Genomic DNA, 23,821 nt, shown 5'->3' with positions numbered 1-23,821 from the left:
CTACCTCCTCCGGCTCTTGCGCTGGGGGGACTTGTCCGCCGCGCCCGCCTTGGTGTGCGCGGTCCTGGCGGCGCCCTTCTTCGACGTGCTCCTGCCCGGCCTCCGCTGGTCCGAGGAGCGTGCCGCGGCGGTCCTTCTGGGCGCCTTCTTCCTCGCGGCGGGCCGCTCATCCTCCCGCGCCTCGGCGTCCCCCGCCTCCTGTTCTGCCTCCTGCTCGCCCTCCGGGGCTTCCGAGGAGGACTCCGGGCCTTCCTCTTCCTCTCCCTCCTCGCCCTCCTCCAGCGGTTCCTCCAGCAGGGCCTCGGTCCGCTGCTGGAGCGCGTCGGCGAAGGATTCGAGGCGGCGGTTCGCGGTGCCCGACAGGGCGGTGCGGCCCGCTTCCAGCACCTCGGTACGTGCCTGCTCCACCAGCGGGGCGAACTGTGGGTTCTCCGCCAGCTTGCGTGCCCCGAGGGCAGCCAACTCACGTGGGCTGAGCGGCAGTTGATGGCCCGCCACCACGGAGGCGACGGCGATCGCCAGTCTTCCCTTCCGGGTCCGGCCGAGGACGTAGCCCGCCGCCAGGGCAGCGGCAAGGCAGACCTTCCTGCTGTTGTCCATGAGTGCCTCCGCGAGCGTGGTCTGGCGCGGTTCCCCGTCCTCGCGGCCCCGCACCGAGGAGAGGCGCCGGACGGTGCGCTCCCTCACTCCAATGTCCCCCGCACCCCGGCGCCCCGCCAATCGGGTGGCCGAACCGCCGGGGGCCCGTTCGGTCCCCTCCCGGAAGCGGGCCCCTCGACCAGTGATGAGACTGGCGAACATGCCAGAGCAACGTGCTGGAAAGTCCCGCACCTCCCGATCTGCTCGCCCCGGGGCGAGCACCGAGCATGTGTCGGGTGCCGAGGACGCGGCGGAACGTGCCTGCCACAGCCTGACGCGACTGATCAGGCACCGGGCGGAAGGTGTGTCCGCGGTGTCACGGACCGAAGACGGCTGGCAGGTCGACATCGACGTACTGGAACTGCCGCGCATCCCCGACACCACCAGTCTCCTCGCCACCTACGAGGTGGACCTCGACCAGGACGGCGCCCTGCGGCAGTACCGCAGAGTCCGTCGCTACCGACGTGGTCAGGCGGACACATGACCTCCATCCCCCCAGGCCCCCTGCTGAGAGACGGCCGTACCGTGACTGCATACAGCGAGGAAGTTGTCCGCGTGCCGCGCGCCGGCAACCTCTACGACGTGCTGGAACTGATTCTCGACCGCGGCATGGTCATCGACATCTTCATCCGGGTGTCGCTGGTCGGCATCGAGATCCTGAAGATCGACGCGCGGATCGTCGTCGCCAGCGTCGACACCTATCTGCGTTTCGCCGAGGCCTGCAACCGGCTCGATCTGGAGACCGACCAGTCCAGCAGGACGGTCCCCGAACTGTTCGGCGGGAGTGTGACCAGGAGCGTGGGCAAGACCGGCGCCAAGAAGGCCGCGCACTCCGTGGGCGAGAAGGTCAAGCAGGCCGTCGGAGCCGGCGGAGACGACGAGGAAGAGGAAGAGGAAGAGGAGCGCCCCCGCAAGGCCGCGTCCTCCCGCACCCGCAGCACCACCGGCACCCGCACCCGCCAGAAGAAGGGAAGCTGACCGATGACCGCATCCGGTATCTACGTGTACGGCATCGTGCGCGGCGACCATGCGCTCCCCGCCGGTGCGAGCGGCGTGGGCGACCCGCCGGCCCCGGTACGGCTGCTGCCGGCCGGGGAACTCGCGGTCGTGGTCAGCGCCGCCGCTCCCGGGCTGCGGGCCCGCCGCCGCGACCTGCTGGCGCACCAGGACCTGCTGCTCGCGCTGGCGGCGACCGGGCCGGTGCTGCCGATGCGCTTCGGCATGGTGGCCCCCGACGAGACCTCGGCGTCGGCGGGTGTCACCGCCCGCGGCGCCGAGTACGGCGCCCTGCTGTCACGCCTGGACGCCCGGGTCGAGGTGAACATCAAGGCCACCCCCGTACAGGACGGCCTCGCCGCGCTCGTCCGGGAGGACCCGGTGGTACGGCGGCTCCGGGAGGAGACGCGCGGGCAGCCCAGTTACGAGAACAGCATCCGGCTCGGTGAGGCGGTGGCGGCCGGGCTGCACCGCAGGGCCGCCGCCGCGGCGTCCGAGCTGACCGCCGAACTGGCCCCGCTCGCCGAGGAGTTGCGCCAGGGGCCGGAGGTGGACGGCTGCGTGCTGAACGCCTCCTTCCTGGTGCCGCGGGAGGCGGAGGCCCAACTCCGGGGCGTCGCCGAGCAGTTCGGCGCTGCCCACGCGGACCGGGTGGAGCTGCGGGTGACGGGGCCGCTGCCCTGCTACAGCTTCGTCGACGCCACGCCCGTCCCGGCCGGGGTCTGACATGGGCCTCATCTCCGGCACCCTGCTGCTCCCGCTCGCCCCCGTACAGGGCGTGGTCTGGATCGCCGACCGGCTCACGGACGCGGCGGAGGCGGAGCTGTACGACCCGGCGGTGGTCCGGGCCCGGCTCGCCGCGCTCAATCGCGCGCTGGACGACGGCGAGATCGGGTCGGAGCAGTTCGAGCGCGAGGAGGAGCGGCTGCTCGACCTGCTGGAGCGGAGGCCGCCCGGGGCGGGAGGCCGGCCATGACCGAACCGGCCCCCTGGACCACGAACGCCCCCTCGCGCCCGCCCGCCACCGCGAACCTGGCGGAGATCCTGGAACGGGTCCTGGACAAGGGCATCGTCATCGCCGGTGACATCAAGATCGACCTGCTGGACATCGAACTGCTCACCATCCGGCTGCGGTTGTTCATCTCCTCCGTCGAGACGGCGAAGAAGGCCGGCATCGACTGGTGGGAGACCGACCCCGCGCTCTCCACCCGCGCCGCGGACCACGCCCTGGCCGAGGAGAACCGGCGGTTGCGGGAGCGCATCGAGGCACTGGAGGCCGACACCGGCGAGACCGGGGACACCGGCACCCGCGACCCCGTGCACGACTGGACGACGGACCGGCCGAAGGACAGAACGAAGGACAGAACGAAGGAACTGCGCCACCGATGACCGTGACCCCGCCCCGCACCCCCACCTCGCCCACCGCCTCCGCCACCGCCACCTATGTCTATGCCGTCTGCCGTGCCGGGCACCCGGGCGTACCCGCCACCGTCCGCGGACACGGCGGCGGCGGACCGCTGCGGTTGCTGGCGGCGGGAGCGGTGTGCGCCCTGGTCCAGGACGTGCCGGAGGGGGACTTCAGCGAGACGGCTCTCCGGCAACGGTTCGCGGATCCCGCCGAGTTGGAGCACTGCGCCCGCACCCACCACGAGGTGGTCACCGCGGCGACCGCCGCCGGCCCCGCCGTACCGCTGCCACTGGCCACGCTCTACCTCGGTGACGCGCGGGCCGGGGCGGCGCTCGGGGAGCACGGGGACCGGTTCCTCCGGGCGCTGGAGCACGTCACCGGACGTGCCGAGTGGGCCGTCAAGGTCCATCTCACCCAGGCCGCAGGCCCGCCCCGCCCAGCCACCCCGGCAGCCGGTCAGGCCGTCTCCGGGCGCGCCTATCTGGACCGGCTGCGGGGCCGCCAGCAGGTGCGGGAGCAGCACCGGCAGAACGCGCTGGACGCCGCCGAGCAGGTGGACCGTACGGTGCGCGGGCTGGCCGTCGCGGCGATGCGGCGGCGGCCGCACGGCGCGGAGGTGACCGGCCGCGACCGCACCCAGATCATGAACGCCGCCTATCTGATCGCCGACGACCGGAGCGCCGAACTACCCGCCGCCATCGGGAAGTTGCAGGACGATCCGGCGCTGGCCGGGGTGGAGATCGATGTCTCCGGGCCCTGGGTCCCCTACTCCTTCACCGATCTCGCGGACCTCACGGAGGGAGAAGACCGTGCAGAGCACGCGTGAGCCCGTCCCGTGGCAGGGACCGGAGTCGGCGGCGCCCATCGGGGTGCCCCTGGTCGACCTGCTGGACCGGGTCCTCGGCACCGGTGTCGTCATCAGCGGGGATCTGGTGATCGCCATCGCGGAGGTGCCGCTGGTCCGCCTCTCCCTGCACGCGCTGCTGGCCTCGGTGAGCGAGCGGGTGCCGGCGCCCTGGGGCGACGGGGGCCCGTTGTGAGCGGCACCCGGGTGGACCTCGACCCGGAGCGCGCGGGCCGCGATCTCGCCTCGCTCGTCCTGACGGTGGTGGAACTGCTCCGCCAGCTCATGGAGCGGCAGGCGGTACGGCGGTTCGACAGCGGGGAGTTGACGCCCGATCAGGAGGAACGGGTCGGCACCACCCTGATGCTGCTGGACGAGCGGATGACGGAACTCTGCACCCTGCACGGCCTCCGCCGGGAAGACCTCAACCTCGACCTGGGCCCCCTCGGCACCCTCCTCTCCCACGAGACCGGCCCCCCGCCGGGGGCGTAGCCGGCACCACGGGGCTCAGCGGAGATCCGGGAGGCCCCTGATGCGGCCGGGAGGGGTCACTCCTTGCGGGACTCCACCACGTCGCAGAGTGTGGTCAGCGCCCGTCGGCCCGAGCCCGAGGGCAGCGGGGTGAGGGCCGTACGGGCCGCCGACAGCCGCTCCCGCATGATCTCCTCGGCGCGGCGGACGGCCCAGGAGCACTCCAGCAGCTCCAGCGCACGTGCCCGCTGCTCGCCGCCCAGCCCGGCGGCCCCGGACAGCAGGGCCCGCAGTTCCCCGTCCTCGGGGCGTCCGGCTTCGAGTACCAGCAGGACCGGCAGGCTGGCGACTCCGGCGGCGAGGTCCATGCCCTGCTCCTTGCCCAACTGCGAGGAGGGCACGGTGATATCGATCAGGTCGTCGGATATCTGGAAGGCCACGCCGAGGTGTTCGCCGTACCGCGCGAGCGCCTCGCTCACCCCCTGCGGCGCCCCGGACTGCACGGCGCCGAGCTGGAGCGAGAAGGAGATCAGGGACGCCGACTTGTCCGCTATCACCTCGAAGTAGTGCTGGAGCCGGTCCTCCCCGGGGGCGGGACCGGAGAACTCGCGCATCTGACCACGGACCAGGCGCTCGGACGCCGCCGCCTGAAGCATCATCGCGTCGCGGTCCAGCTCCGAGCCCACCCGGGCGGCCTTGGCCAGCAGCCAGTCGCCGGAGCGGACGGCGAGCAGATTGCCCCAGCGCGCGTTGACACTGGGGACGCCGTGGCGCAGCGGCGCCGCGTCCATCACGTCGTCGTGGTGGAGGGAGGCGGTGTGGACGAGTTCGGCGACCACCGCCGCGTCGAGGACACCGGGGGCTGCGGGATCGCCGAACTCGGCGCCGAGGAGGGTGAGTAGCGGGCGCAGCCGCTTGCCTCCGGCCGTCACCAGATGGCTGACCGAGTCGACGAGCAGCGGCTCGGACGCGGTCCCGACGCAGGCGTGGAGCCGCTCCTCCACCTGATCGAGGGAGCGCGTCATACGGCGCTCCAAGCCCCTCTCCCGTGTAGTGAGCCGGGTGGCGACCGACCACCTCCGGGCCCGCGTGGTGAGCGCCGGCATCTGCCTCTCCTCTGTGTCCCGGCCACCGGAATCGACGGCCCCCTGGAGAAGAGTAGAAACGCGGTACGGCATGGCGGCATACGAGCTGGCCACAAGCGGCCAACGGACGTCCATATCCGGTCACTTGGCGGCGAGAAATGGTCACCCCCGATGACAGGAAGTGGCAGGAACCTGCAGGGACGTCGGCGGCCGATCCCCTCGCGGGGCCGTCAGGACGGTCGTGCGCCGGGGCGGGTGCGGATGTGGATGCGTTCGCCCTGCTTGCCGAAGAGGCTGAGGAGTTCCACGGGGCCCTGTCCCGTGGAGCCGATCCAGTGCGGGAGTTGGGTGTCGAACTCGGCGACTTCTCCGGGGCCGAGTACCAGGTCGTAGTCGCCGAGGATCAGGCGCAGGCGCCCGCTGAGGACGTACAGCCACTCATAGCCGTTGTGGGTGGTGGGCCAGGGCTGGGTCTCGCCGGCGGGGATGGTGAGTTTGAACGCCTTGGGCTCGCCCTGGGTTCTGGAGAGCGGCATGAAGGTGCGGCCGGCGGCGCGGCCGGCTTCCCTGGGCACCCGGGGATCGACGACGCGCGGGGCGGCCACGATCTCGTCCAGGGGGACGGCGAGTGCGGCGGCGATGGGCAGCAGCAGCTCCAAACTGGGCTTGCGCCGGCCGGATTCGAGCCGGGAGAGGGTGCTCTTGGAGATGCCGGTCTCGGCGGAGACATCGGTGAGGGACATGCTCCGCTTCTCGCGCAGTTGCCGCAGCCGCGCCGGGATCCGGTCGAGGGTCGCCGCGATCTCCGGGATGGAATCCATCCGGCCACTCCAGCACGGCGTTCCAGTTTCGGCAACAAAGATTGCGTCTACGGCAATGCCCTGGTCATGGTTGCGCCGGAGGTGACGCATATGGACAGTCGTCATGATGTGGTGGTCGTCGGTGGCGGTGCGGCCGGGCTGACGGCCGGGATCGTACTGGCCCGGGCGCAGGCCGAGGTGCTGCTGGTCGACGCGGGCCGGCCGCGGAACGCCCCGGCGGCGGCGATGCACGGGTTCGTGTCCCGGGACGGGATGTCTCCGCTGGAGTTCCAGCGGACCGGGAAGGAGGAGTTCGCCCGCTACGGGGGCACCCTCGCGGAGGGGCGGGTGGAGGACGCGGTCCGGCAGCCGAACGGTTCGTTCCAACTCCGGCTCAGCCACGGCTCGTTGGCCGGGGCGCGGGCCGTCCTGGTGGCGACCGGGCTGACCGATGAGCTACCCGAACTGCCCGGTGTGCGGGAGCTGTGGGGCGAGTCGGTGCACCACTGCCCGCACTGCCACGGGTACGAGGTGCGCGGGCAGGAGATCGTGGTACTCGGTGGGCGGATGCCGCCGATCAGCCTGCACCATGCGGGGCTGCTGCGCAGATACAGCGACCGCGTGACCCTCTGCCCGAACGGGATGGAGGTACCCGACACCGAGCTCCGCCGGCTCAGCGCCCACGGCGTCCGTATCGCCGACGGGAAGGCCACCGGCCTCGCCACCGACGAAGGGCGCCTGGTGGGCGTCGAGTTGGCCGGCGGCGGGCGGCTGGACTGCGCGGCGGTGTTCATCGCGCCCCGCCCGCGCCCGAACGACGGCACCCTGCGCGCCCTGGGCTGCGCCACCGACCCCGGCACCGGATGGGTGCGCGTCGACGCCGCGGGCGCGACCAGTGTGCCCGGTGTGTGGGCGGCCGGGAACGTGGTCGATCCGCGGGCCCAGGTCATCACCGCCGCCGGTGCGGCCTCGGCCGCCGCGATCGCCGTGGTGGGCCGACTGCTGGAACAGGACCTGGCCGCCGCCGACGCGCGCTGACGAGCCCACTCAGGGCGTGCGGACCTTGAGGTGGGCGCGTTCTCCCTGGCGGCCGAAGAGGACGAGGAGTTCGACGGTCCGCTCGTCGTCCGGGCCGAGCCAGTGCGGTACATGGGTGTCGAACTCGGCCGCCTCCCCGGCACCGAGCACGATCCGCCGCTCCCCCAGGAGCAGCCGCAGCCGCCCGGCCAGGACGTAGACCCACTCGAAGCCCTCGTGGGTCTTCAGCTCCGGCTCGGTGTCCGGGCCGGGCCGGATCAGCAGCTTGTGGGCCTGGACACCGCCGGGACGGCTGAGCGGCACATAGGTCATACCGCCCCGGGTGACCGGCCTGAGATGGATACGGGGGTCCCCGGTGGGTGGGGCGCCGACGAGTTCGTCCAGGGGGACGGCGTAGACCTCGGCCAGCGGCAGCAGCATGTCCAGGGTCGGTCTGCGGGTGCCGCCCTCCAGCCGGGAGAGGGTGCTCTGGTTGATGCCGGTCTCCTCGGCGAGCCCGGCCAGGGTCATCCCGCGCCGGCGCCGCAGCTCCCGCAGTCGCGGTCCGACCCCCGCCAGCCTGTCCTGCCTCGCGTTCCCCATCCGCACATCATGCGGAAACGGCATCAGGCTCTGCAATTCCGGCAGTTGAGGACGGAGCCTGCGGCCCGGCGCCCGACCTGGCTAATATGACAATCATGTTCGCTACGTCGGTCGGGGACCCGTACGCACACGCTCCCGCCCACCCCTGGAGGCAACCATGACCGCACGCCAAGCGGTGACCCTCGGCACGGTGCAGGAGACCCTGCTGATCCCCCTGTACGGACGCGCGGTGGAGAGCCGCAAGCCGGAACCGGCGCTGCGCGACCCCCGGGCCGAGGCGATCGTCGCCTCCATCGACTACGACTTCGCCCGCTTCGACGGGATGCCGAGCCTGCTGGGCTCCGTCCTGCGCACCGCCCTCTTCGACCAGTGGGTGTCGGAGTTCCTCACCGCCCACCCGGACGGAACGGTGGTGGAGATCGGCACCGGCCTCAACACCCGCTACGAGCGGACGGACAACGGCAGGGCCCGCTGGTTCGAGCTGGATCTGCCGGACGTCATGGCGGTGCGGCGGTCCTTCTTCGCCGACACCCCGCGCCGCACCTCGATCAGCGCCTCCGTGACCGATCCGTCCTGGCTCGACACCGTCGCGCTCACCGCGCCCGGCCCCTGTTTCTTCGCGGCCGAGGCCGTACTGCCCTACCTCACCGAGGACGAGGTGCACCGGGTGGTGGACGGGATCGCCGAGCGGTTCCCGGGCTCGCTGCTGGCGCTGGACACGACCGGTCCCGGGATGATCGACACCCAGGACGAGCACGATGTGCTGGCCAAGGTCGAGGCACGTATGCAGTGGAACTGCCCCGCTCCCGCCGCGCTCACCGACTGGCACGGGGTGGCCTCGGTGCTCGACTCCCGCACGGTCGCCGAGCTGCCCCCACCGCTGTGCGACCGGCTGCCGGACTCCCTGCGGGAGATGCTGTCGGGCCTGGCGGCACAGCGTCTCCCGCAGGTCGAGGACTACCGGCTCAACCTCCTCCGGCTCCGGTGAATACGGTGCCGGCGGCGGTCAGTCCCGCAACGCCACCAGTACGCAACTGTCCCCGACCTGCCAGACCGGGGTGACGCGGCCGAATCCCGCCTGGCGGAGCAGTTCGGTGTGGCGGCTCACGGGGAGATGCCAGTTCTCGCCGCTGCCGCCGGACGAGGGGCGGCTCCGCTGCCGCTGCTCGAACAGGTCCGCCAGCTCGGGATCGGCGGAGGCCGCCGCCCACCAGGACTCCCAGTCCTCCTGGCACTGCTCGCCCGCCCGTTCCGCCCGGCGGCGCCCGACATGGGCGGTGAGGTCGGAGCAGGAGCGGGCGTCCGGCGGGAAGTGGTCACCGTTGACGAGGGCTCCCCCGGGGCGCAGCAGGGCCGCGAGGCTGCGGTAGGTCCTGAGTAGGACGGGGGCGGGCAGATAGTGCAGGGCGGTGGTGGTGACGGCGACGTCCAGCCCGTGTTCCAGGCCCAGGGCGTCGGTCCAGCCGTCCTCGCCGATGACCACGTTCACATAGCGGGCGATGCCGGCATGGTGGGCGCGGGCCAGCTCCAGCAGCATGGGATCCATGTCGGCCGCGACGATCTCGGCGTCCGGCAGCCGGCGGGCGAGCCGGGCGGACAGGGAGCCGGGACCGCAGCCGAGGTCGAGCAGGGTCGGGCGGGTGCGGTCGACGCACACATGCTCCACCACGTCGCAGATCACGGTGAAGCGCTCCTCGCGGTCGAGCGCGTATCGCTGCTGCTGGCGTTCCCAGCGCTCGATCCAGGTCCTGGCCGTCTCCATGCTCACGCTCACCGGTGGTGCACCTCTTCCGTCTCTCACCCCTTGTGGCTACCGCGCAATCTACAGGTGAAAATCGTTGTCAATAGTCATTCACTCCAGGGACTCCAGCAGGGCGAGCAGCCGATCGATCTCCTCGCGGGTGTTGTAGACGTGCAGACTGACCCGGACGGAGCCGTTCTGTTCGTGCGCGCCGGCCTGGCAGAGGCTGTCCGCGCGGACCATGAAGCCGTGGCTGAAGAGGATGAAACCGAGGTCGTCGGAGGGGATCTCGCGGTGCCGGAAGGTGACGATGCCGTGCCGCCGCTGCGCTGCGGGCAGTACCGAGTCCGCGGTCAGACTGGCGGGGCAGCCCAGGACCTCATAGGAGTCCAGGCGGCCGAGGCGGTCGGTCAGGAGGACGGTGAGGCTCATGACATGGGCCGCGACACGGTCGACGCCGACCGCGTCCAGCCAGTCGAGGGCGGCCAGCAGGGAGACGGCGCCCACGGTGTTCGGTGTGCCGGCCCAGCCCGCGGGCCGCAGTGCCGGGCCCCGACTGTTGCGCGCCCAGACCGCCCCGGTACCGGGCAGGGCCAGCGCCTTGTGCCCGGAGAAGACGACGAAGTCGACATCGAGCGCCGGGTCCCCGAGCCGGATCGGCAGATGCCCGACGCTCTGCGCCGCGTCCAGGCAGATCGGTATCTCCGGGCCGACGGCGGCGCGGATGCGGTGGACGTTCATATCGCCGCCGTAGACATGGTGCACATGGGTCGCCGCCACAAAGCGGGTACGGGGGCCGACGGCGTCGGCCAGGGCGCGGTGGTCGTACTCGCCCGAGGAGGACTGCCGGGGCAGGGCGCGCACCTGCACCCGGGTGCCGCGCTCGGCGAGCAACTGCCGTGCCTCCAGCCAGGGTTCGAGGTTGGCCCGGTGGTCCTCATAGGGGACCAGTATCTCGTCGCCGTCGGCCAGTTGGTGCGGCAGCCAGTCGCGGGCGATGGTGCGCAGGCCCTCGCTGGTGCCGCTGGTGAGGTGCACGGAGGACCGGTCGGGGGCCGGGTCCCCGAGGAACTCCTTGACCCGCTCGCGGGCGCGTTCGACCAGTTCCGTGGTGCGGTTGGCCCAGGGGTAGGTGCCGCGGCCGGCGTTGGCGTTGGACGTCGTCAGATAGTCCTGTACGGCGTCCAGCACGGCCTGCGGTTTCTGCGAGGTGGCCGCGCTGTCCAGATAGGTCAGCTCCGGGTGGCGGGCGAGGATGGGGAACTGCGCCCGCGCACGCGCCTGCCAGTCCCCGCCCGCGTCTTGTGTCTCCTGGGGCATCGGCTCACTCCCTCACCAGCGGTGCGCCGGCGTCCCGCCAGGCGACGATGCCGCCCGCGAGGCTGCGCACATCCGGGTGCCCCATCCGGGTCAGCAGCGCGGCGTAGCGCAGCGACTTCTCCCCCACCGGGCAGGCGAGCAGCACCGGGGTCCGCTTGCTGAACGGCAGTCCGTTCCGCACCAGTTCCTCGAAGACCTCGTCCACGATGTTGGTCGATCCCGCGATGTGCAGGGCGGCGTAGGCGTGCGGGCCGCGGAGGTCGATCACCAGGGGGCGCGGGTCGCCCTCGGTCACCCAGCGCCGGGCGTCCTCGACGCCGATGGTCCTGCCTTCGGTGTGGACCTCGGCGTCGCTGAGGGTGGCGGCGGAGTGGCCGCGCCGGGCCCTGCCGAGGAGTTCGGGGCAGCGGTCCCGGACGTAGCTGAGGTAGCTCTCGGCCCGGTCGCAGACGATGAAGACCGCGGTCTGGCGTCGCCCGGTGTCCGCCAACTCCTCGTTGACGGCGGTGAGTTGGCGGACGGCTCCCTGGTAGGCGGCGCCACCGGTCGGGCCGGACAGCAGGCCGCAGCGGCGGATCAGGGTGACCATGCCGTCGATGGCCTCCTGGGAGGTGACCGGCGCTATGGAGTCGTAGGTCGCCGGGTGGAACAGCCCGACCTGGTGCACCTCGTCGATGGTTCGGATGCCGGGGATGAAGTCGGACTTGTCGGCGACCAGCCCGAGGACGCGCACCCGCGGATCATGCTCGCGCAGCACCCTGGCGACGCCGGTCGAGGAACCGGCGGTGCCCACACAGGCGATGAACCAGTCGGGCGCCCGGCCGTCCAGGTCCTTGATGATCTCCGGCCCGGTCCCCGTCGCGTGTGCTTCGACGTTGCGCGGGTTGAAGTACTGGTCGGTGTGCAGGTATTCACCGCCCGGCTCGGACAGCTCCCGGTGGAAGCGGGTCAGCGGATCGTCGGTGTCGGTGGGGTCCAGGCACTCGCTGCGGCCGGGGAGTTCCTCGATCTCCGCGCCGAGCAGCAGGAGCAGTTCCCTGATCTCCGGGACGCGCATCCGGTTGGTCACGCTCTTGAACCGCAGTCCGCTGATCCCAGCCAGCAGGGCGAGGGCCTTGGCGGTGTTGCCGCTGGACAGCTCCACGACGGTGCCCTCGCCGCCCGCCGCCTCCGCGAGAAGCGGCCGGGCCATGTGCCAGGCGGGCCGGTCCTTGACGGAGCCGAAGGGGTTGAGCATCTCCAGCTTGGCGTACAGGTCGATGTTGCTCAGCCCGTGGACGGATGCGTCGATGCGGACCAGCGGGGTGTTGCCGATGGCGTCGGTGATGCGGTCGTACCTCATAACGGCCTTTCCTGCGGGTGGGTGAGCGGCCAGTAGTCCTCGTCGGGGCACCAGCGGAAGCGGCCGTCCTGCTCCTCCGTGACCGCCACCGTCCGCGCCAGGGGCTGCTGCTGCGCCTGATGGGCGTGGAAGTCCATGGCGTATCCGGCGGTGTTGACAAAGGCCAGCAGGTCCCCGCTGCACGGGAGTCGGGGCAGGTGCACCAGCCGGCGGGTGATCAGATCGGACTCCAGGCAGAGATTGCCGACGAGATGGACCGCGACCGGACCACCGCCGCCGGACTCGCCCCGTGTGCCCTCGCGTGGCAGCAGGACGGGGTCGACCAGGACGCCGTGCTCCTCCAGGCTGACGTCCCCCGCGTTCATGCCCAGGCGCACCAGATACCGGTCGGGGCCGGTGCCCGTGCGCCGCACCTCCAGTACCCGGGCCAGGGACAGCCCGCACTGGTCGACCAGGGCGCGGCCCGGTTCGATGTGCAGGTCGTCGAGGTGCTCCAGCAGCAGGGTGGCCGGGGGCCGGCCGAGGGCCGGGGCGGGCTGGGAGAGCAGGCGGTCCAGATAGCCGGGCCCGGCCACGGACCGGTGTGCGGGATACAGGGCCGCGGTGCCGCGTACGGTGCCGTCCTCGGCGCGCAGCCCGTAGCCGTGGCCGCGCCAGGTGATCGGCGGGCGCACACCGAGTACGGCCTCGCTCAGCGCGGTGGTCCACCGCTCCCATTCCTCGGCCTCGGCGAGATAGCCGACGCCGAAGCCTCCGCCGATGTCCACGGCGCCGGGGGCCAGGCCGCGCGCCCGGCACTCGTCCACCAGCAGCACGCACCGTTCCAGGGCGCGCGCCTTCTCCTCCAGGCCGGTGGTGTCCAAGTGGTAGGCCAGGCCCACGAGTTCGACCTGGTCCGAGAGTTCCGCCAGCGCCGACCACAGTTCCCCTGCTTCCATGACCGGTGTGCCGAACCGGCTGCCGCGGGACAGCAGCCGGGTGCCCGCGCCGCCGTATCCGGTGTCCGACTCGAAGCCCGAGAGGCGCGCCAGTACCTTCGTCCGGCCGAGGCCGTGTTCCCGTACCAGGGCGGCGAGTTGGCGGAGTTCGCCGACCGAGTCCACGTTGACGGTGGCTCCGACGCGGGCGGCGAGCCACAGGAACTCCGGGTCCTTGGGGCCGGTCGCCATCACCCGGTCCCCGGTGAAGCCGCAGCCCAGCGCGTGCCGCAACTCCCGCAGTGAGGCCACATCGACGCCGACGGAGGTGGGATCGCAGGCGGCCAGCCGCCGTACCAGGGCGCTGGACCGGTTCGCCTTGTGGGCGAAGTACACCCGGCCCGCGAGGTGGTGGCGCCGGTAGACGGCTCGGAAGCGTGCGGCGTTCTCGGCGACGACCTCGGGGAGCAGCACATTGAGCGGTGAGCCGAGGGCGTCCACCAGCGAGTGCAGGAACCGTGCGTCGCCGAGCAGTGAGGCGAGCGGTGGCTCCACCCGCGGCCTCAGATACAGGGCTGCGTCCTGCGTCACGTACCCTCCCCGCGTCCATGTGCCGTCTCTTGGTGACGACAATCATTCCGGGGTTAGTCGTTTCCACCTGCACGCGCCGCTAAGCCTCGACCCGGCCACCGGCATCCGCGGACGGGTGCCGCAGCGTCAAGTGGGCGTCGGAGGGCGGGTGTTCAGGGAATGTTCGCGGTGCAGCCGCAGGACTCGCGGTGCATGAAGCGGGAGGGCAGACGGAACGTCCGCGGGGGGCGGTCGGGGTCGGCCATACGGCTGATCAGCAGTTGGACGGCGGTCTGCCCGATCTCGGCCAGCGGCTGGGCCACCGCGGTCAGCCGCGGCCGGAAGAGATCGGCCCACGGGAAGTCGTCGAAGGCCGCCAGGGCGATGTCCCGGGGGACTTCCAGACCGAGGTCGGTCAGTGCGCGCATGGCGCCGATGGTCATCAGGTTGTTGCCGGTGATCAGCGCGGTCGGCGGCTCGGGCAGCGCCAGGAACAGGTGCACCGCCTCCTCGGCGTGCCGTTCGTCGCCATGGCCGGTGATCATCAGTTGCGGGTCGGCCACCAGACCGTGCCGCTCCAGGCCGGTACGGAAGCCGCTTACACGTTCGCTGGTGGTGCTCAGCCCGCGCAGACCGGAGATCATGGCGATCCGCCGGTGGCCCACCCCGACGAGATGCTCGACCAGGGTGGCGGTCGACTCGGCGTTCTCCACGCCGACCTGGTCGAACTTCTTGGACACGAAACGGTCGATGACCACGGTGGGGATGCCGCGTTCGGCGAGGAACTTCATCGCCGGCGAGCGTGCAACTCCTCGACGACGTGCAGCTCCAGGGCGGGATCGTCCTCGGTGTCGGTGAGCAGCAGGCTGTACCGGGTGGAGCGCACCTCGGACTCGATGTGCTTGAGCAGGCCGGAGAAGGACGGCTTGGACATGGCGGGCAGGGCGAGCCCTATGGTCTCGGTCGTGGAGGTGGCGATCGACCGGGCCACGCTGTTGGGGGTGTAGCCGGTGTCCGACACCGCGTCCAGCACCCGCTGCCGCGGCCCCTCGGCGACGAACCGGGTCTCGTTGAGCACATGCGAGACCGTGGTGACGGACACCTCCGCCAGCCTTGCGATGTCGGCCATCGTGACCTTCTTCACCGCCATCGGTTCCGAGCCCTCCCTCCGCCGAACTCCGCCTGCCGTACCCGTACTTGAGCGCAAGGGTATTGCGCTCGCCGCCCGACCGGGAAACCCGGCGCAGGCCGTTCAAGGCCGTGTCGGCCTACCCCTCCCCCGCCAGCAGTCGGCGGGCGGTGGCCGCCACGGCCTCGCCGGTGAAGCCGAACTCCTCGAAGAGGGTGGCGGCGTCGGCCGAGGCACCGTAGTGGTCGATGCTCACGATCGCTCCGGCGGGTCCCACGATCTCCCGCCAGCCGGTGCCGACCCCGGCCTCCACCGACACCCGGGCGGTGACCGAGGGCGGCAGTACCTCCTCGCGGTAGGCGCGGGGCTGCTCGGCGAACCACTCCAGGCACGGCATGGACACCACCCGCGTCGGGATTCCGCCGTCCTGGAGCAGGGCCCGCGCGTCCATCGCCACCGCGACCTCCGAGCCGGTGGCGATCAGCAGCACGGCGGCCGGGCCGCCCTCGGCCTCCGCCAGTACATAGCCGCCGCGGGCCGTGCCCTCCGCGGAGCCGCCGCGGGTGCGGTCGTACACCGGGAGCGGCTGGCGGCTCAGGACCAGCCCGGCGGGGCGGTCGGTGCGTACCAGTACGGTGCGCCAGGCGATCGCCGTCTCGTTGGCGTCGGCCGGGCGGACCACGTCGAGGCCCGGGATGACGCGCAGCGAGGCCAGGTGCTCGATGGGCTGGTGGGTGGGGCCGTCCTCGCCGAGGCCGATCGAGTCGTGCGTCCACACATAGGTGACGGGCAGCCCCATCAGGGCGGCGAGCCGGACGGCGGGCCGCATGTAGTCGCTGAACACCAGGAAGGTGCCGGCGTAGGGGCGGGTGAGTCCGTGCAGGGCGATGCCGTTGAGGATGGCGCCCATGGCGTGCTCGCGGACCCCGAAGTGCAGGGTCCGCCCGTACGGGCCGCCCTGCCAGGCGCCGGTCCGGCCGTCGGCGGGGAGGAAGGAGGGCTCGCCCTTCATCGTCGTCAGGTTGGACTCGCCCAAGTCGGCCGAGCCGCCCCACAGTTCGGGCAGCAGTCCGCTGAGCGAGTCCAGTACCGCACCCGATGCCTTGCGGGTGGGGATGGCGGTGCCGGGGGCGAAGACCGGCAGGGCCTCGGCCACCCCGTCGGGGAGGCGGCGGTCGCGCAAGCGGTCGAGGAGCGCGGCCCGTTCGGGCTGCGCGGACCGCCAGGCGGCGTACTTCTTCTCCCAGCGCTCCCGGGTCCGCCAGCCGCGCTCGGCCGCCTGCCGGGTGTGCGCCAGGACCTCGTCCTCGACGGTGAAGGTGCCCTCGGGGTCGAAGCCGAGCAGTTCCTTGGTGGCGGCGACCTCCGCCGCGCCGAGGGCGTTGCCGTGGGTCTTGGCACTGTCGCGCAGGGTCGGGGCGGGCCAGCCGATGACCGTGTTCACCGTGATCAGGGAGGGCCGGCCGGTGTCGGCCCTGGCGGTCTCGATCGCGGTGAGCAGGGCGTCGACGTCCTCGGTGTAGCCGTCCGGGCCGGTCCGCCAGTCGACCTCGATGACCTGCCAGCCGTACGCGGCATAGCGCTGCGCCACGTCCTCGGTGAAGGTGACGGCGGTGTCGTCCTCGATGGAGATCTTGTTGTCGTCGTAGATCACCACCAGGTTGCCCAGGCGCTGGTGCCCGGCGAGGGAGGAGGCTTCCGCGGTGACCCCCTCCATCAGGTCGCCGTCCGAGGCCAGTACATAGACCTGGTGGTCGAACACGCTCTCCCCGGGCGCCGCTTCGGGGTCGAGCAGTCCGCGTTCGCGGCGGGCGGCCATGGCCATCCCGACGGCGGAGGCGAGGCCCTGGCCCAGCGGCCCGGTGGTCATCTCCACGCCCGGGGTGTGCCCGTACTCGGGGTGGGCCGGGGTGAGGGAGCCCTGGGTGCGCAGCGCCTTCAGGTCGTCCAGGCCCAACTCGTAGCCGGTGAGGAAGAGTTGGCAGTACAGGGTGAGGCTGGAGTGCCCGCAGGACAGGACGAAGCGGTCCCGGCCGAGCCAGCCGGGGTCGGCCGGGTCGTGCCGCATCACCTGCTGGAACAGCAGATGGGCGACGGGCGCCAGACTCATCGCGGTACCGGGGTGGCCGTTGCCCACCCGCTGCACGGCGTCGGCGGCGAGCAGCCGGGCGGTGTCCACGGCGCGCACATCCAGCTCGGTCCAGCCGGCCCGGTCGGCGACGGGCGGGGAAGAAGGGTGAGCGGTCATGGCGGAGGACTCCAAGGGGGTGGATGCGGGGGTCACTTGACGGCGCCCATGGTCAGACCGCGCACCAGTTGCTTCTGGGCGATCCAGCCGAGGAGGATCACCGGCAGCGAGGCGAGCAGTGAGGCGGCGCAGAGCTGGGCGAGGAAGAGGCCGCGCCCGGTGATCAGACCGCTGAGGTACACGGGCACTGTGCCGGCCGTGGTGGTGGTGAAGTTGACCGCGAAGAAGAACTCGTTCCAGGAGAAGATCGCGCAGATGAGTGCGGTGGCGGCGATACCGGGCGCGGTGAGCGGCAGCAGGATCGTGGTGATCTGCACCCGCAGGCCCGCGCCGTCCATCCGGGCGGCCTCCAGCACCTCGACCGGGACCTCCATGAAGTAGGAGCGCAGCATCCACACCGCGAGCGGCAGGTTCATCGCCGTGTAGAGCAGGATCAGCGCCCACACGTTGTCCAGGAGGCCGGCGTCGCGGGCGATGAGGTAGAGCGGGACGATGGAGGCGGCGGGCGGCATCATCCTGGTCGAGATCAGGAAGAACAGCGAGTCCCGCCACTTGCGCACCGGCCGGATCGCCAGGGCGTAGGCGGCCGGTGCCGCGAGTGCCAGCGTCAGCAGGACCGAAATGACCGTGGCCATCGCCGAGTTCATCAGATACGGCACCATGTCGCCGCCGAGGACCCGGCGGAACTCGTCCAGCGTCGGGGTGAAGCCGAGCGAGGTGTAGGAGCCGCCCTCGGGACGGAAGGCGGTGACCACCATCCAGATCGCCGGGAAGCAGAAGACCAGGGCAGTGGCCCAGCCGAGGAGCGCGCGCCCGAGGCGCAGCCGGGGGCGCCGGGCGGCGCGTGAGCCGGTGCCTGTGCCGGTGGTGAGGGTGGACATCAGCGTGCCTCCGGTCCGGCGAGCAGGCCCGACAGCAGCCGCAGCGCGGCCTGCGCGACGATGATGGTGCCGATCACGGTGACCACGCCGAGGGCGGCGGCCCGTCCGATCTCAAAGCTCTGGAACGCCTGCTGGTACAGGAAGTAGGGCAGGTTGGTGGTGGCCGTGCCGGGGCCGCCCTGGGTCATCATGAAGATCCCGTCGAAGGTGCTGACCACGTTGATCGCACCCAGCAGCACGCCCAGTTGCATGAACGGCTTGAGGTGCGGGACGGTCAGATACCGGAAGACGGTGAAGCGTCCCGCGCCGTCCACGGCGGCGGCCTCGACCACGTCGTGCGGCATACTCTGCAACCCGGCCAGCACGATCAGCATCATGAACGGGGTCCACTGCCAGGCCCCGGCCACGATGATCGACGTCAGCGGATACTCCTGGAGCCAGGCCACCGGCTCCACCCCGAAGAGTCCCAACAGGGCGTTGACCATGCCCTGTTCGGGATCGAGCATGGTGTACTTCCACAGCAGCGCGGCGGCCGTCGGCATGATCAGGAACGGGGTGATCAGCAGGGTGCGGACCACTCCGCGGCCGAGGAACCGCTCGTTGATCAGCAGCGCCAGCCCCACCCCCAGCACCAGCGACAGCAGCACCGTGACCGAGGTGATCACCACGGTGTTGAGGACCGCGGTGCGGTAGGTGGGGTCGGTGAACGCGGCCGCGTAGTTGTCGAGACCGGCGAAGGTGTTGCGGCCGGTCAGCAGGTTCCAGGAGCGGACGCTGTAGTAGAGGGTGGCGAGGAACGGGAGTTGGGTCAGCACGATCAGATAGATCAGTGCGGGCAGCAGCGGCAGGCGCCTGATCCACGCCTCCCGGCGCCGGCCGGTCGGCCGTGCGGCGGACCTGGTGCCGCCCGGCGCGGCCTTCGCGGGCTCGCCGGCCACGGTTGCGGACATGGTCACTGCTCCTCTCTCCCGGCGAGCCGCACCACGAGGTCGGCACGGGCCCGGGTGGCCGCGATGGTGACGGCGTTGGCCTGGTCGGTGCCGTGGGCCCGCGCGTGCGCCTCCTCGGGGCTGCGGCCGAACTCCACATGCCGGTCCACCAGTCGCCGCAGCCGCAGTTCCTCGTCCGGGTCGACGTACCAGCCCTCGTCCAGGAGGGGGCGGACCCGGCGCCAGGGGCCGTCCGGGAGCAGCAGGTAGTTGCCCTCCGCGACGACCAGGTCGATATCGGGGCCGATGACGATCTCCCCGGCGATGGACTCCTCTATCTCGCGGTGGAACCGCGGCGCGTAGACGGTCTCGGACCGCTCGCCGTCCCGCAGCCGCCGCAGCAGGGCGACGAAGCCGTCCGCGTCGTAGGTGTCGGGCGCGCCCTTGCGTTCCCGGCGGCCCAGCCCGGTGAGGACCGAGCCGGCCAGGTGGTAGCCGTCCATGGGGAGCAGGCAGGCGCGCGGGCCGAGCCTTTGGACCAGCGCGGACGCCAGTGTGCTCTTGCCGGCCGCCGGGGCGCCGGCGATACCGAGGACGGCCCGGCCGGGCCGCTCCATGAGCCGTCGGGCGCGTGCTGCCAGGGCGGCGAGGTCGGTCTCCACCGGGAGTTCGGGGCCGTCCTGGCATTCGGTGGTCGGGAGGTACACCTGGGTTCTCCGGAATGTGTCGCGTAGGGAAGTGCCGCGCGGCGGGCCGTGCCGGGCCGCGTTCAGTCGCGCAGGTCGATGACGGTCTTGACGGACGTGGTGACGGCGGTGTCGGGATCGAGGGCGGTGGCGGCGCCGGTGAGCGGGAAGCGGTCGGTGACCAGGCCGTCGAGGTCGACCCGGCCGGACGCGGCCAGTTCGATGCCGGTCTCCCAGGTGTTGGCGTAGCGGAAGACGCCGCCCACGGTCAGCTCCCGCTGCTGGACGAGGCCCAGCGGCAGGCTGACCTCCTCGGGGCCCATGCCGACCAGGACGACCCTGCCGCCCGCCGCGGTACCGGGCAGGGTGTCGGCGAGCGCCCGGGGGCTGCCCGAGCACTCGACCAGCACCGTCGGGGACACCTCGGCGGCGGCCGCGGGCGCGTCGGCGGACAGGATGGTCGTGGTGGCGCCGAAGTCCGAAGCCACCGCCAGCCGGGCCGGGTTGACGTCGCTGACCGCGATCTCGGTCGCCCCGAGCGCCCGCGCCACCTGCGCCGACAGCAGCCCGATCGGCCCGGCGCCGGTGATCAGCACCCGGTCCCCGGCGCCGATACGGCCGCGCCGGGCGGCCCAGAGCGCCACCGACAGCGGTTCGATCAGTGCGGCGGCGTCGTCGGAGAGCCGGTCCGGCACCGGGTGCGCGAAGGCCTCGTGGACGACGACGTACTCCTGCATCGCCCCGTCGTGGGGCGGGTCGGAGAGGAAGCGGATGTCGGCACAGCGGTTGTAGTGCCCGGTACGGCACTGGGCGCAGGTGCCGCAGGGGATGCCGGGCTCCACCGACACCCGCTGCCCGGGGCGGTGCCGGGTCGCCCCGGAACCGCAGGCCACCACCTCGCCCGCGGGTTCGTGCCCGAGGACCACCGGCGCCCGGAACACGCTGTGCCCGAGGCGGCCGTGGCGGAAGAAGGACACATCCGATCCGCAGATCCCCAAGGAGGTGATACGGACGAGGACTTCACGCGGTCCCGGTTCGGGCCGGCTCCGCTCCTCCAGGGCCAGGGCCCCCGGGCCCTGCATGACTGCTGCGCGCACCGCTGCGACTCCTTGGCTGTGTTACTCGACCGGACCGGGCCGGCGGAGGGGCCGGGCGGCCCGGCCCCTCCGCTTCCGGGTCTGCGCCCGGCTCCAACTGGCCCTGGCCCGGGGCTACTTCTGGTATCCGCCGGACTCGGCGACCTTCTCCGCCCAGCCCTGGGACTTGCCCAGCGCTGCGGACACGCTCTCCCGCCCGGCGATCACCGCGGACATCTCCTGCGAGATCTTGGTACCGAGGTCCGGGTACTCGGGGATGGCCACGTAGTTGGTGCCCACCCACGGCTGCGGGGCGACGCCCGGCTGCTTGGGGTTGACGCTCTTCATCTGGGCGAGGGTGGCGTCCGCGTAGTCCTTGGCGGCGCTGCGGTACTCCGGGATCTCATAGGTGGACGTGCGCACACCCGGCGGGACCCGGGTCCAGCCCAGCTTGTCGCCGACCAGCTTGGCGTACTCCTTGGAGGTGGCCCAGGAGACGAACTTCCAGGCGGCGTCGGTGTTCTTGGAGGTCTTGGGGATCATGAAGGACCAGGAGCTGAGCCAGCCCGCCGACTTGGTCTTCACCACCGGGGCCGGTGCCAGACCGATCTTCCCGGCGACCGAGGACTGCTTGCTGTCTGCCAGCAGGGAGGCGCCGACCGTGGAGTCGTACCACATGGCGGCCTTGCCGCGGCCCATGGTGGACAGGCACTCGGTGAAGCCCGCGTTGGCGGCGCCCGCCTCGCCGTCCTTCTTGACCAGGTCGGTGTAGAACTTCACGGCCTTGGTGGTGGCCGGGCTGTTCATCTGCGCCTTGAAGTGGGAGTCGTAGACGCTGCCGCCGAAGGTCTGGATGACGGTGCTCAGGACGCCCATGTTCTCGCCCCAGCCGGGCTTGCCGCGCAGGCATATCCCGGAGACGTCCTTGGTGTCCAGCTTGTCGGCGAGCTTGGCGACCTGGTCCCAGGTCGGCTTGGCCGGCATCTTCAGACCGGCCTTCTCGAACAGGTCCTTGCGGTACATCAGGAAGGTGGACTCACCGTAGAACGGCACCCCGTACTGGATGCCCTTCTCCTGGTTGAGGGTCCACATCGACGGGATGAAGTCGCCGGTGTCGTAACCGGAGGTCTTCTTCGCCAGCGGACCGAGGTCGGTCAGCCAGCCCTTCTTGGCGAAGGTGCTCCCGTTGAGGTTGTCGATCGAAGCCACGTCGTACTGGCCCGACTTGGTGGCGATGTCCTTGGTCACCGAGTCCCGGAGCTGGTTCTCCGGCAGCACACTGAACTCCAGCTTGATGCCGGGGTGGCTCTTCTCGAACTGCGGTGCCAGCTTCTTCAGGTCCTGCATCTGCGGGTTGGACACCAAGGCGACCTTGACGGTCTTCGTTCCACCCGCGTCACTGCCGCCGCCACCCGCTCCGGCGCAGCCGGACAGGACGAGAGAGAGCGCCCCCACCGGCACGAGGGCCCGCGTCAGCCCCTTCGACCGCTTCATGTCACCAACCTCCATGGCTTCCCGGCCACACCACCGTGGCCGGGTCAGCACACGTTAAGGACGGGGCAAGCAGTTGCGCAAGCGGTTGCGCCATAACTTTTCGCAAGCGGTTGCGCGAACGGTACGGGGCCGACCTGCGGGCCGGCGGCGAAGCGGGGGCGGCGCGGACCTCAACGGGCTCCGGTTCAGGGCTGGTTGAACCGGAGGTGCGGGGCGATGCTGCGGAGCTTCTCGCAGGTCTCCTCGATCTCCCGTTCCGGGTCGGACTGCGGGGTGATCCCGGCGCCCGCCCGCAACCACACTTCCTCGCCGCTGCCGAGGAGGGTGCGCAGTACGAGGGCGGCGTCAAGTTCGCCGTCGGTGCCGCCGCGGAACATAGCACCGCCGTACAGCTCGCGGGGTCCCCGCTCATGGCGGGCGAGGGCCTGGAGGGCGGCGCGTTTGGAGACGCCGGTGGCGGTGATGGCGGGGAAGAGGGAGGCGAAGGCGTCCCAGGGGCCGCACTCGGGCCGCAGTCTGCCGGCCACCCGGGAGGCAAGGTGCTGGACCGATCCGCGGGGTTTGACGGTCATGAACTCCTCGACCGCGACCGAGCCCGGACGGCACACCGCGGCCACCTCGTCCCAGGCGAGGCGGACGGACACCGCGTGCTCATGTATCTCCTTGGGGTCGCTGAGGAGTTCGGCACGCAGCCGTCCGTTCTCCACCGGGTCGCCGCCCAGTGCGCGGGTGCCGGCGAGCGGCTGGGTGCTGAGACGTCCGTCCGCCGCCACCTCCAGTACGGTCTCCGGGCTGAACCCGGCAGCCCGGTACCCGCCGAGGTCCAACAGGTAGGAACGGGCAGGGGTGTTGGCCCGGCGGCCGGCCAGATAGGTGGCGGGGAAGTCGGGGCGGCGGCCGTCCGGCAGCGGGACTTTCCGGGAGAGGACCGCCTTCTCCAGGAGTCCGGTACGGATGTCCGCGACGGTACGGGACACGGCGTGGCCGTAGGCCGTGGTGCCGGTGGCGATGGTGGTCTCGGCGGTGTCGCGGCCCACGGGTGCGGGGGCGTCCTGGGCGGAGTGTGCGATCGCGGGTTCCGTGAGGAGGTCGGCGATTTTACGGGTCCAGGTCTCGTCCACCGCGCGGATGGTGGTTCCGCGGTCGGTGAGGGTGACTTCGAGGGACGGGACGAGTGCGTGGAGCAGGGGCCGGTCACCGGCTGCGGCGGGGTCGGCGTGGAGCAGGTGGGCGAGTTCGAAGGCGGCCCAGCCGTAGTAGTGGCGCGGGTGGCCGCCGGTGGGGCGCAGGGCGGAGAGGGCGTCGGCGAAGGCGGCCAGTGGTTGCCCGCCGGTGGGCGAAGTCCAGGTGTGTCCTGCGCAGTGGGCGGTGACGGTGGTGGCGTCGGCGGTGAGGCTGGCCGCGGGGCCGGCGGCGAAGTGCCAGACGCCGTCCCCCGTCTCGTACAGCATGTACGGGCCGGCGAGGTCGGCCCGGGCGAGGCGGGTGGCGGTGGCGGCGGGGTCGGGGCTGGGTTCCCGGGTGGTGGTGTGGGTGAGCGGGGGGATGCAACTCGCCCAGTCCGCCCAGGAGTTCCGGGATCCGATGGTCATGGTTCGGTGCCTTTCCGGTGCTGCCGGGGGTCC

27 protein-coding genes are annotated in these 23,821 nt (G+C 71.7%); 10 read left to right on the top strand and 17 right to left on the bottom strand.

The features are described 5' to 3' along the window. A complete protein-coding gene (locus ACFVST_RS03495) occupies positions 1-687 on the bottom strand; it encodes a hypothetical protein (protein ID WP_390146444.1) in 687 nt (228 codons plus the stop codon). 112 nt (positions 688-799) lie between these two features. Between ACFVST_RS03495 and ACFVST_RS03490 the strand changes: the two genes are divergently transcribed. Genes ACFVST_RS03490 through ACFVST_RS03455 form a run of 8 tightly spaced genes read left to right on the top strand, consistent with a single transcriptional unit; the run spans position 800 to position 4,379 of the window. Further along, entirely contained in the window at positions 800-1,123 is a 324-nt protein-coding gene (locus ACFVST_RS03490) for a gas vesicle protein (protein ID WP_390146443.1), read from the top strand. Next, the gene (gvpJ, locus tag ACFVST_RS03485) at positions 1,120-1,617 is read left to right on the top strand and encodes a gas vesicle protein GvpJ (protein WP_390146441.1); all 498 of its coding nucleotides are present in this window, start codon (positions 1,120-1,122) and stop codon (positions 1,615-1,617) included. Before ACFVST_RS03490 ends, gvpJ begins: the two co-directional genes overlap by 4 nt. Before the next feature lie 3 nt (positions 1,618-1,620). Then, the gene (locus tag ACFVST_RS03480; protein WP_390146439.1) at positions 1,621-2,361 is read left to right on the top strand and encodes a GvpL/GvpF family gas vesicle protein; all 741 of its coding nucleotides are present in this window, start codon (positions 1,621-1,623) and stop codon (positions 2,359-2,361) included. Between the two features lies 1 nt (position 2,362). Then, entirely contained in the window at positions 2,363-2,611 is a 249-nt protein-coding gene (locus ACFVST_RS03475; RefSeq protein ID WP_390146437.1) for a gas vesicle protein GvpG, read from the top strand. Then, positions 2,608-3,024, top strand: coding sequence for a gas vesicle protein (locus tag ACFVST_RS03470; RefSeq protein WP_390146435.1), 417 nt, complete (start codon positions 2,608-2,610; stop codon positions 3,022-3,024). Before ACFVST_RS03475 ends, ACFVST_RS03470 begins: the two co-directional genes overlap by 4 nt. Further along, positions 3,021-3,869, top strand: coding sequence for a GvpL/GvpF family gas vesicle protein (locus ACFVST_RS03465; RefSeq protein ID WP_390146434.1), 849 nt, complete (start codon positions 3,021-3,023; stop codon positions 3,867-3,869). Before ACFVST_RS03470 ends, ACFVST_RS03465 begins: the two co-directional genes overlap by 4 nt. Further along, a complete protein-coding gene (locus ACFVST_RS03460) occupies positions 3,853-4,083 on the top strand; it encodes a gas vesicle protein (RefSeq protein WP_390146432.1) in 231 nt (76 codons plus the stop codon). The genes ACFVST_RS03465 and ACFVST_RS03460 overlap by 17 nt, the downstream gene beginning before the upstream one ends. Further along, positions 4,080-4,379: a gas vesicle protein K gene (locus ACFVST_RS03455; RefSeq protein WP_390146430.1), complete on the top strand. Its 300-nt coding sequence runs from the start codon at positions 4,080-4,082 to the stop codon at positions 4,377-4,379. Before ACFVST_RS03460 ends, ACFVST_RS03455 begins: the two co-directional genes overlap by 4 nt. 56 nt (positions 4,380-4,435) lie before the next feature. Here ACFVST_RS03455 and ACFVST_RS03450 read toward each other — a convergent pair whose 3' ends face one another. After that, positions 4,436-5,383 carry a polyprenyl synthetase family protein gene (locus tag ACFVST_RS03450; RefSeq protein ID WP_390146428.1) on the bottom strand — a complete coding sequence of 316 codons (948 nt, stop codon included), beginning with the start codon at positions 5,381-5,383 and terminating at the stop codon, positions 4,436-4,438. Between the two features lie 290 nt (positions 5,384-5,673). Beyond that, positions 5,674-6,264 (bottom strand): helix-turn-helix domain-containing protein, encoded by a 591-nt coding sequence (locus tag ACFVST_RS03445; RefSeq protein WP_390146426.1) that lies wholly within the window; start codon positions 6,262-6,264, stop codon positions 5,674-5,676. Between the two features lie 90 nt (positions 6,265-6,354). Here ACFVST_RS03445 and ACFVST_RS03440 point away from each other — a divergent pair, with 90 nt between their 5' ends. Beyond that, positions 6,355-7,281 (top strand): NAD(P)/FAD-dependent oxidoreductase, encoded by a 927-nt coding sequence (locus ACFVST_RS03440; RefSeq protein WP_390146424.1) that lies wholly within the window; start codon positions 6,355-6,357, stop codon positions 7,279-7,281. A gap of 9 nt (positions 7,282-7,290) precedes the next feature. Here ACFVST_RS03440 and ACFVST_RS03435 read toward each other — a convergent pair whose 3' ends face one another. Further along, the gene (locus ACFVST_RS03435; RefSeq protein ID WP_390146422.1) at positions 7,291-7,863 is read right to left on the bottom strand and encodes a helix-turn-helix domain-containing protein; all 573 of its coding nucleotides are present in this window, start codon (positions 7,861-7,863) and stop codon (positions 7,291-7,293) included. A gap of 157 nt (positions 7,864-8,020) precedes the next feature. Here ACFVST_RS03435 and ACFVST_RS03430 point away from each other — a divergent pair, with 157 nt between their 5' ends. Beyond that, complete coding sequence (locus ACFVST_RS03430; RefSeq protein ID WP_390146420.1) at positions 8,021-8,851, top strand: class I SAM-dependent methyltransferase; 831 nt, start codon at positions 8,021-8,023, stop codon at positions 8,849-8,851. 18 nt (positions 8,852-8,869) lie between these two features. Here ACFVST_RS03430 and ACFVST_RS03425 read toward each other — a convergent pair whose 3' ends face one another. The 13 genes from ACFVST_RS03425 to ACFVST_RS03365 form a co-directional block, all read right to left on the bottom strand. Continuing rightward, complete coding sequence (locus ACFVST_RS03425; protein WP_390146418.1) at positions 8,870-9,637, bottom strand: class I SAM-dependent methyltransferase; 768 nt, start codon at positions 9,635-9,637, stop codon at positions 8,870-8,872. Between the two features lie 78 nt (positions 9,638-9,715). Next, positions 9,716-10,924, bottom strand: coding sequence for an aminotransferase class V-fold PLP-dependent enzyme (locus ACFVST_RS03420; protein ID WP_390146416.1), 1,209 nt, complete (start codon positions 10,922-10,924; stop codon positions 9,716-9,718). A gap of 4 nt (positions 10,925-10,928) precedes the next feature. Then, complete coding sequence (locus ACFVST_RS03415) at positions 10,929-12,266, bottom strand: pyridoxal-phosphate dependent enzyme (protein WP_390146415.1); 1,338 nt, start codon at positions 12,264-12,266, stop codon at positions 10,929-10,931. Beyond that, on the bottom strand, positions 12,263-13,774 hold the full coding sequence (locus ACFVST_RS03410; RefSeq protein ID WP_390146413.1) for a Y4yA family PLP-dependent enzyme: 1,512 nt from the start codon (positions 13,772-13,774) through the stop codon (positions 12,263-12,265). Before ACFVST_RS03410 ends, ACFVST_RS03415 begins: the two co-directional genes overlap by 4 nt. A gap of 152 nt (positions 13,775-13,926) precedes the next feature. Beyond that, entirely contained in the window at positions 13,927-14,544 is a 618-nt protein-coding gene (locus tag ACFVST_RS03405) for a substrate-binding domain-containing protein (protein ID WP_390146411.1), read from the bottom strand. Beyond that, entirely contained in the window at positions 14,541-14,903 is a 363-nt protein-coding gene (locus tag ACFVST_RS03400; RefSeq protein WP_390146409.1) for a LacI family DNA-binding transcriptional regulator, read from the bottom strand. The genes ACFVST_RS03405 and ACFVST_RS03400 overlap by 4 nt, the downstream gene beginning before the upstream one ends. A 118-nt stretch (positions 14,904-15,021) precedes the next feature. Continuing rightward, entirely contained in the window at positions 15,022-17,130 is a 2,109-nt protein-coding gene (gene tkt / locus ACFVST_RS03395) for a transketolase (protein ID WP_390146407.1), read from the bottom strand. A 32-nt stretch (positions 17,131-17,162) separates the two neighbouring features. Next, on the bottom strand, positions 17,163-18,011 hold the full coding sequence (locus ACFVST_RS03390) for a carbohydrate ABC transporter permease (protein ID WP_390146405.1): 849 nt from the start codon (positions 18,009-18,011) through the stop codon (positions 17,163-17,165). Next, on the bottom strand, positions 18,011-18,961 hold the full coding sequence (locus tag ACFVST_RS03385) for a carbohydrate ABC transporter permease (RefSeq protein WP_390146403.1): 951 nt from the start codon (positions 18,959-18,961) through the stop codon (positions 18,011-18,013). Before ACFVST_RS03385 ends, ACFVST_RS03390 begins: the two co-directional genes overlap by 1 nt. Before the next feature lie 2 nt (positions 18,962-18,963). Beyond that, positions 18,964-19,647: a nucleoside/nucleotide kinase family protein gene (locus ACFVST_RS03380; protein WP_390146401.1), complete on the bottom strand. Its 684-nt coding sequence runs from the start codon at positions 19,645-19,647 to the stop codon at positions 18,964-18,966. A 62-nt stretch (positions 19,648-19,709) separates the two neighbouring features. Then, entirely contained in the window at positions 19,710-20,723 is a 1,014-nt protein-coding gene (locus ACFVST_RS03375; protein ID WP_390146399.1) for an NAD(P)-dependent alcohol dehydrogenase, read from the bottom strand. A gap of 114 nt (positions 20,724-20,837) precedes the next feature. Then, positions 20,838-22,196 carry an ABC transporter substrate-binding protein gene (locus ACFVST_RS03370; RefSeq protein WP_390146397.1) on the bottom strand — a complete coding sequence of 453 codons (1,359 nt, stop codon included), beginning with the start codon at positions 22,194-22,196 and terminating at the stop codon, positions 20,838-20,840. A 185-nt stretch (positions 22,197-22,381) separates the two neighbouring features. After that, entirely contained in the window at positions 22,382-23,788 is a 1,407-nt protein-coding gene (locus ACFVST_RS03365; RefSeq protein ID WP_390146395.1) for a salicylate synthase, read from the bottom strand. Between the last annotated feature and the right edge of the window lie 33 nt (positions 23,789-23,821).

The organism is Streptomyces sp. NPDC058045 (assembly GCF_042885635.1).
GTDB lineage: Bacteria > Actinomycetota > Actinomycetes > Streptomycetales > Streptomycetaceae > Streptomyces.
This window is presented reverse-complemented; position numbering and strand designations above follow the sequence as displayed.

Excerpts from the sequence above, each read along its gene's own strand:
- ACFVST_RS03490 (WP_390146443.1), top strand. The coding sequence starts at position 800 with ATGCCAGAGCAACGTGCTGGAAAGTCCCGCACCTCCCGATCTGCTCGC.
- gvpJ (WP_390146441.1), top strand. The coding sequence starts at position 1,120 with ATGACCTCCATCCCCCCAGGCCCCCTGCTGAGAGACGGCCGTACCGTG.
- ACFVST_RS03480 (WP_390146439.1), top strand. The coding sequence starts at position 1,621 with ATGACCGCATCCGGTATCTACGTGTACGGCATCGTGCGCGGCGACCAT.
- ACFVST_RS03475 (WP_390146437.1), top strand. The coding sequence starts at position 2,363 with ATGGGCCTCATCTCCGGCACCCTGCTGCTCCCGCTCGCCCCCGTACAG.
- ACFVST_RS03470 (WP_390146435.1), top strand. The coding sequence starts at position 2,608 with ATGACCGAACCGGCCCCCTGGACCACGAACGCCCCCTCGCGCCCGCCC.
- ACFVST_RS03465 (WP_390146434.1), top strand. The coding sequence starts at position 3,021 with ATGACCGTGACCCCGCCCCGCACCCCCACCTCGCCCACCGCCTCCGCC.
- ACFVST_RS03450 (WP_390146428.1), bottom strand. The coding sequence starts at position 5,383 with ATGACGCGCTCCCTCGATCAGGTGGAGGAGCGGCTCCACGCCTGCGTC.
- ACFVST_RS03445 (WP_390146426.1), bottom strand. The coding sequence starts at position 6,264 with ATGGATTCCATCCCGGAGATCGCGGCGACCCTCGACCGGATCCCGGCG.
- ACFVST_RS03440 (WP_390146424.1), top strand. The coding sequence starts at position 6,355 with ATGGACAGTCGTCATGATGTGGTGGTCGTCGGTGGCGGTGCGGCCGGG.
- ACFVST_RS03435 (WP_390146422.1), bottom strand. The coding sequence starts at position 7,863 with ATGGGGAACGCGAGGCAGGACAGGCTGGCGGGGGTCGGACCGCGACTG.
- ACFVST_RS03430 (WP_390146420.1), top strand. The coding sequence starts at position 8,021 with ATGACCGCACGCCAAGCGGTGACCCTCGGCACGGTGCAGGAGACCCTG.
- ACFVST_RS03420 (WP_390146416.1), bottom strand. The coding sequence starts at position 10,924 with ATGCCCCAGGAGACACAAGACGCGGGCGGGGACTGGCAGGCGCGTGCG.
- ACFVST_RS03415 (WP_390146415.1), bottom strand. The coding sequence starts at position 12,266 with ATGAGGTACGACCGCATCACCGACGCCATCGGCAACACCCCGCTGGTC.
- ACFVST_RS03405 (WP_390146411.1), bottom strand. The coding sequence starts at position 14,544 with ATGAAGTTCCTCGCCGAACGCGGCATCCCCACCGTGGTCATCGACCGT.
- ACFVST_RS03400 (WP_390146409.1), bottom strand. The coding sequence starts at position 14,903 with ATGGCGGTGAAGAAGGTCACGATGGCCGACATCGCAAGGCTGGCGGAG.
- tkt (WP_390146407.1), bottom strand. The coding sequence starts at position 17,130 with ATGACCGCTCACCCTTCTTCCCCGCCCGTCGCCGACCGGGCCGGCTGG.
- ACFVST_RS03390 (WP_390146405.1), bottom strand. The coding sequence starts at position 18,011 with ATGTCCACCCTCACCACCGGCACAGGCACCGGCTCACGCGCCGCCCGG.
- ACFVST_RS03385 (WP_390146403.1), bottom strand. The coding sequence starts at position 18,961 with ATGTCCGCAACCGTGGCCGGCGAGCCCGCGAAGGCCGCGCCGGGCGGC.
- ACFVST_RS03370 (WP_390146397.1), bottom strand. The coding sequence starts at position 22,196 with ATGAAGCGGTCGAAGGGGCTGACGCGGGCCCTCGTGCCGGTGGGGGCG.
- ACFVST_RS03365 (WP_390146395.1), bottom strand. The coding sequence starts at position 23,788 with ATGACCATCGGATCCCGGAACTCCTGGGCGGACTGGGCGAGTTGCATC.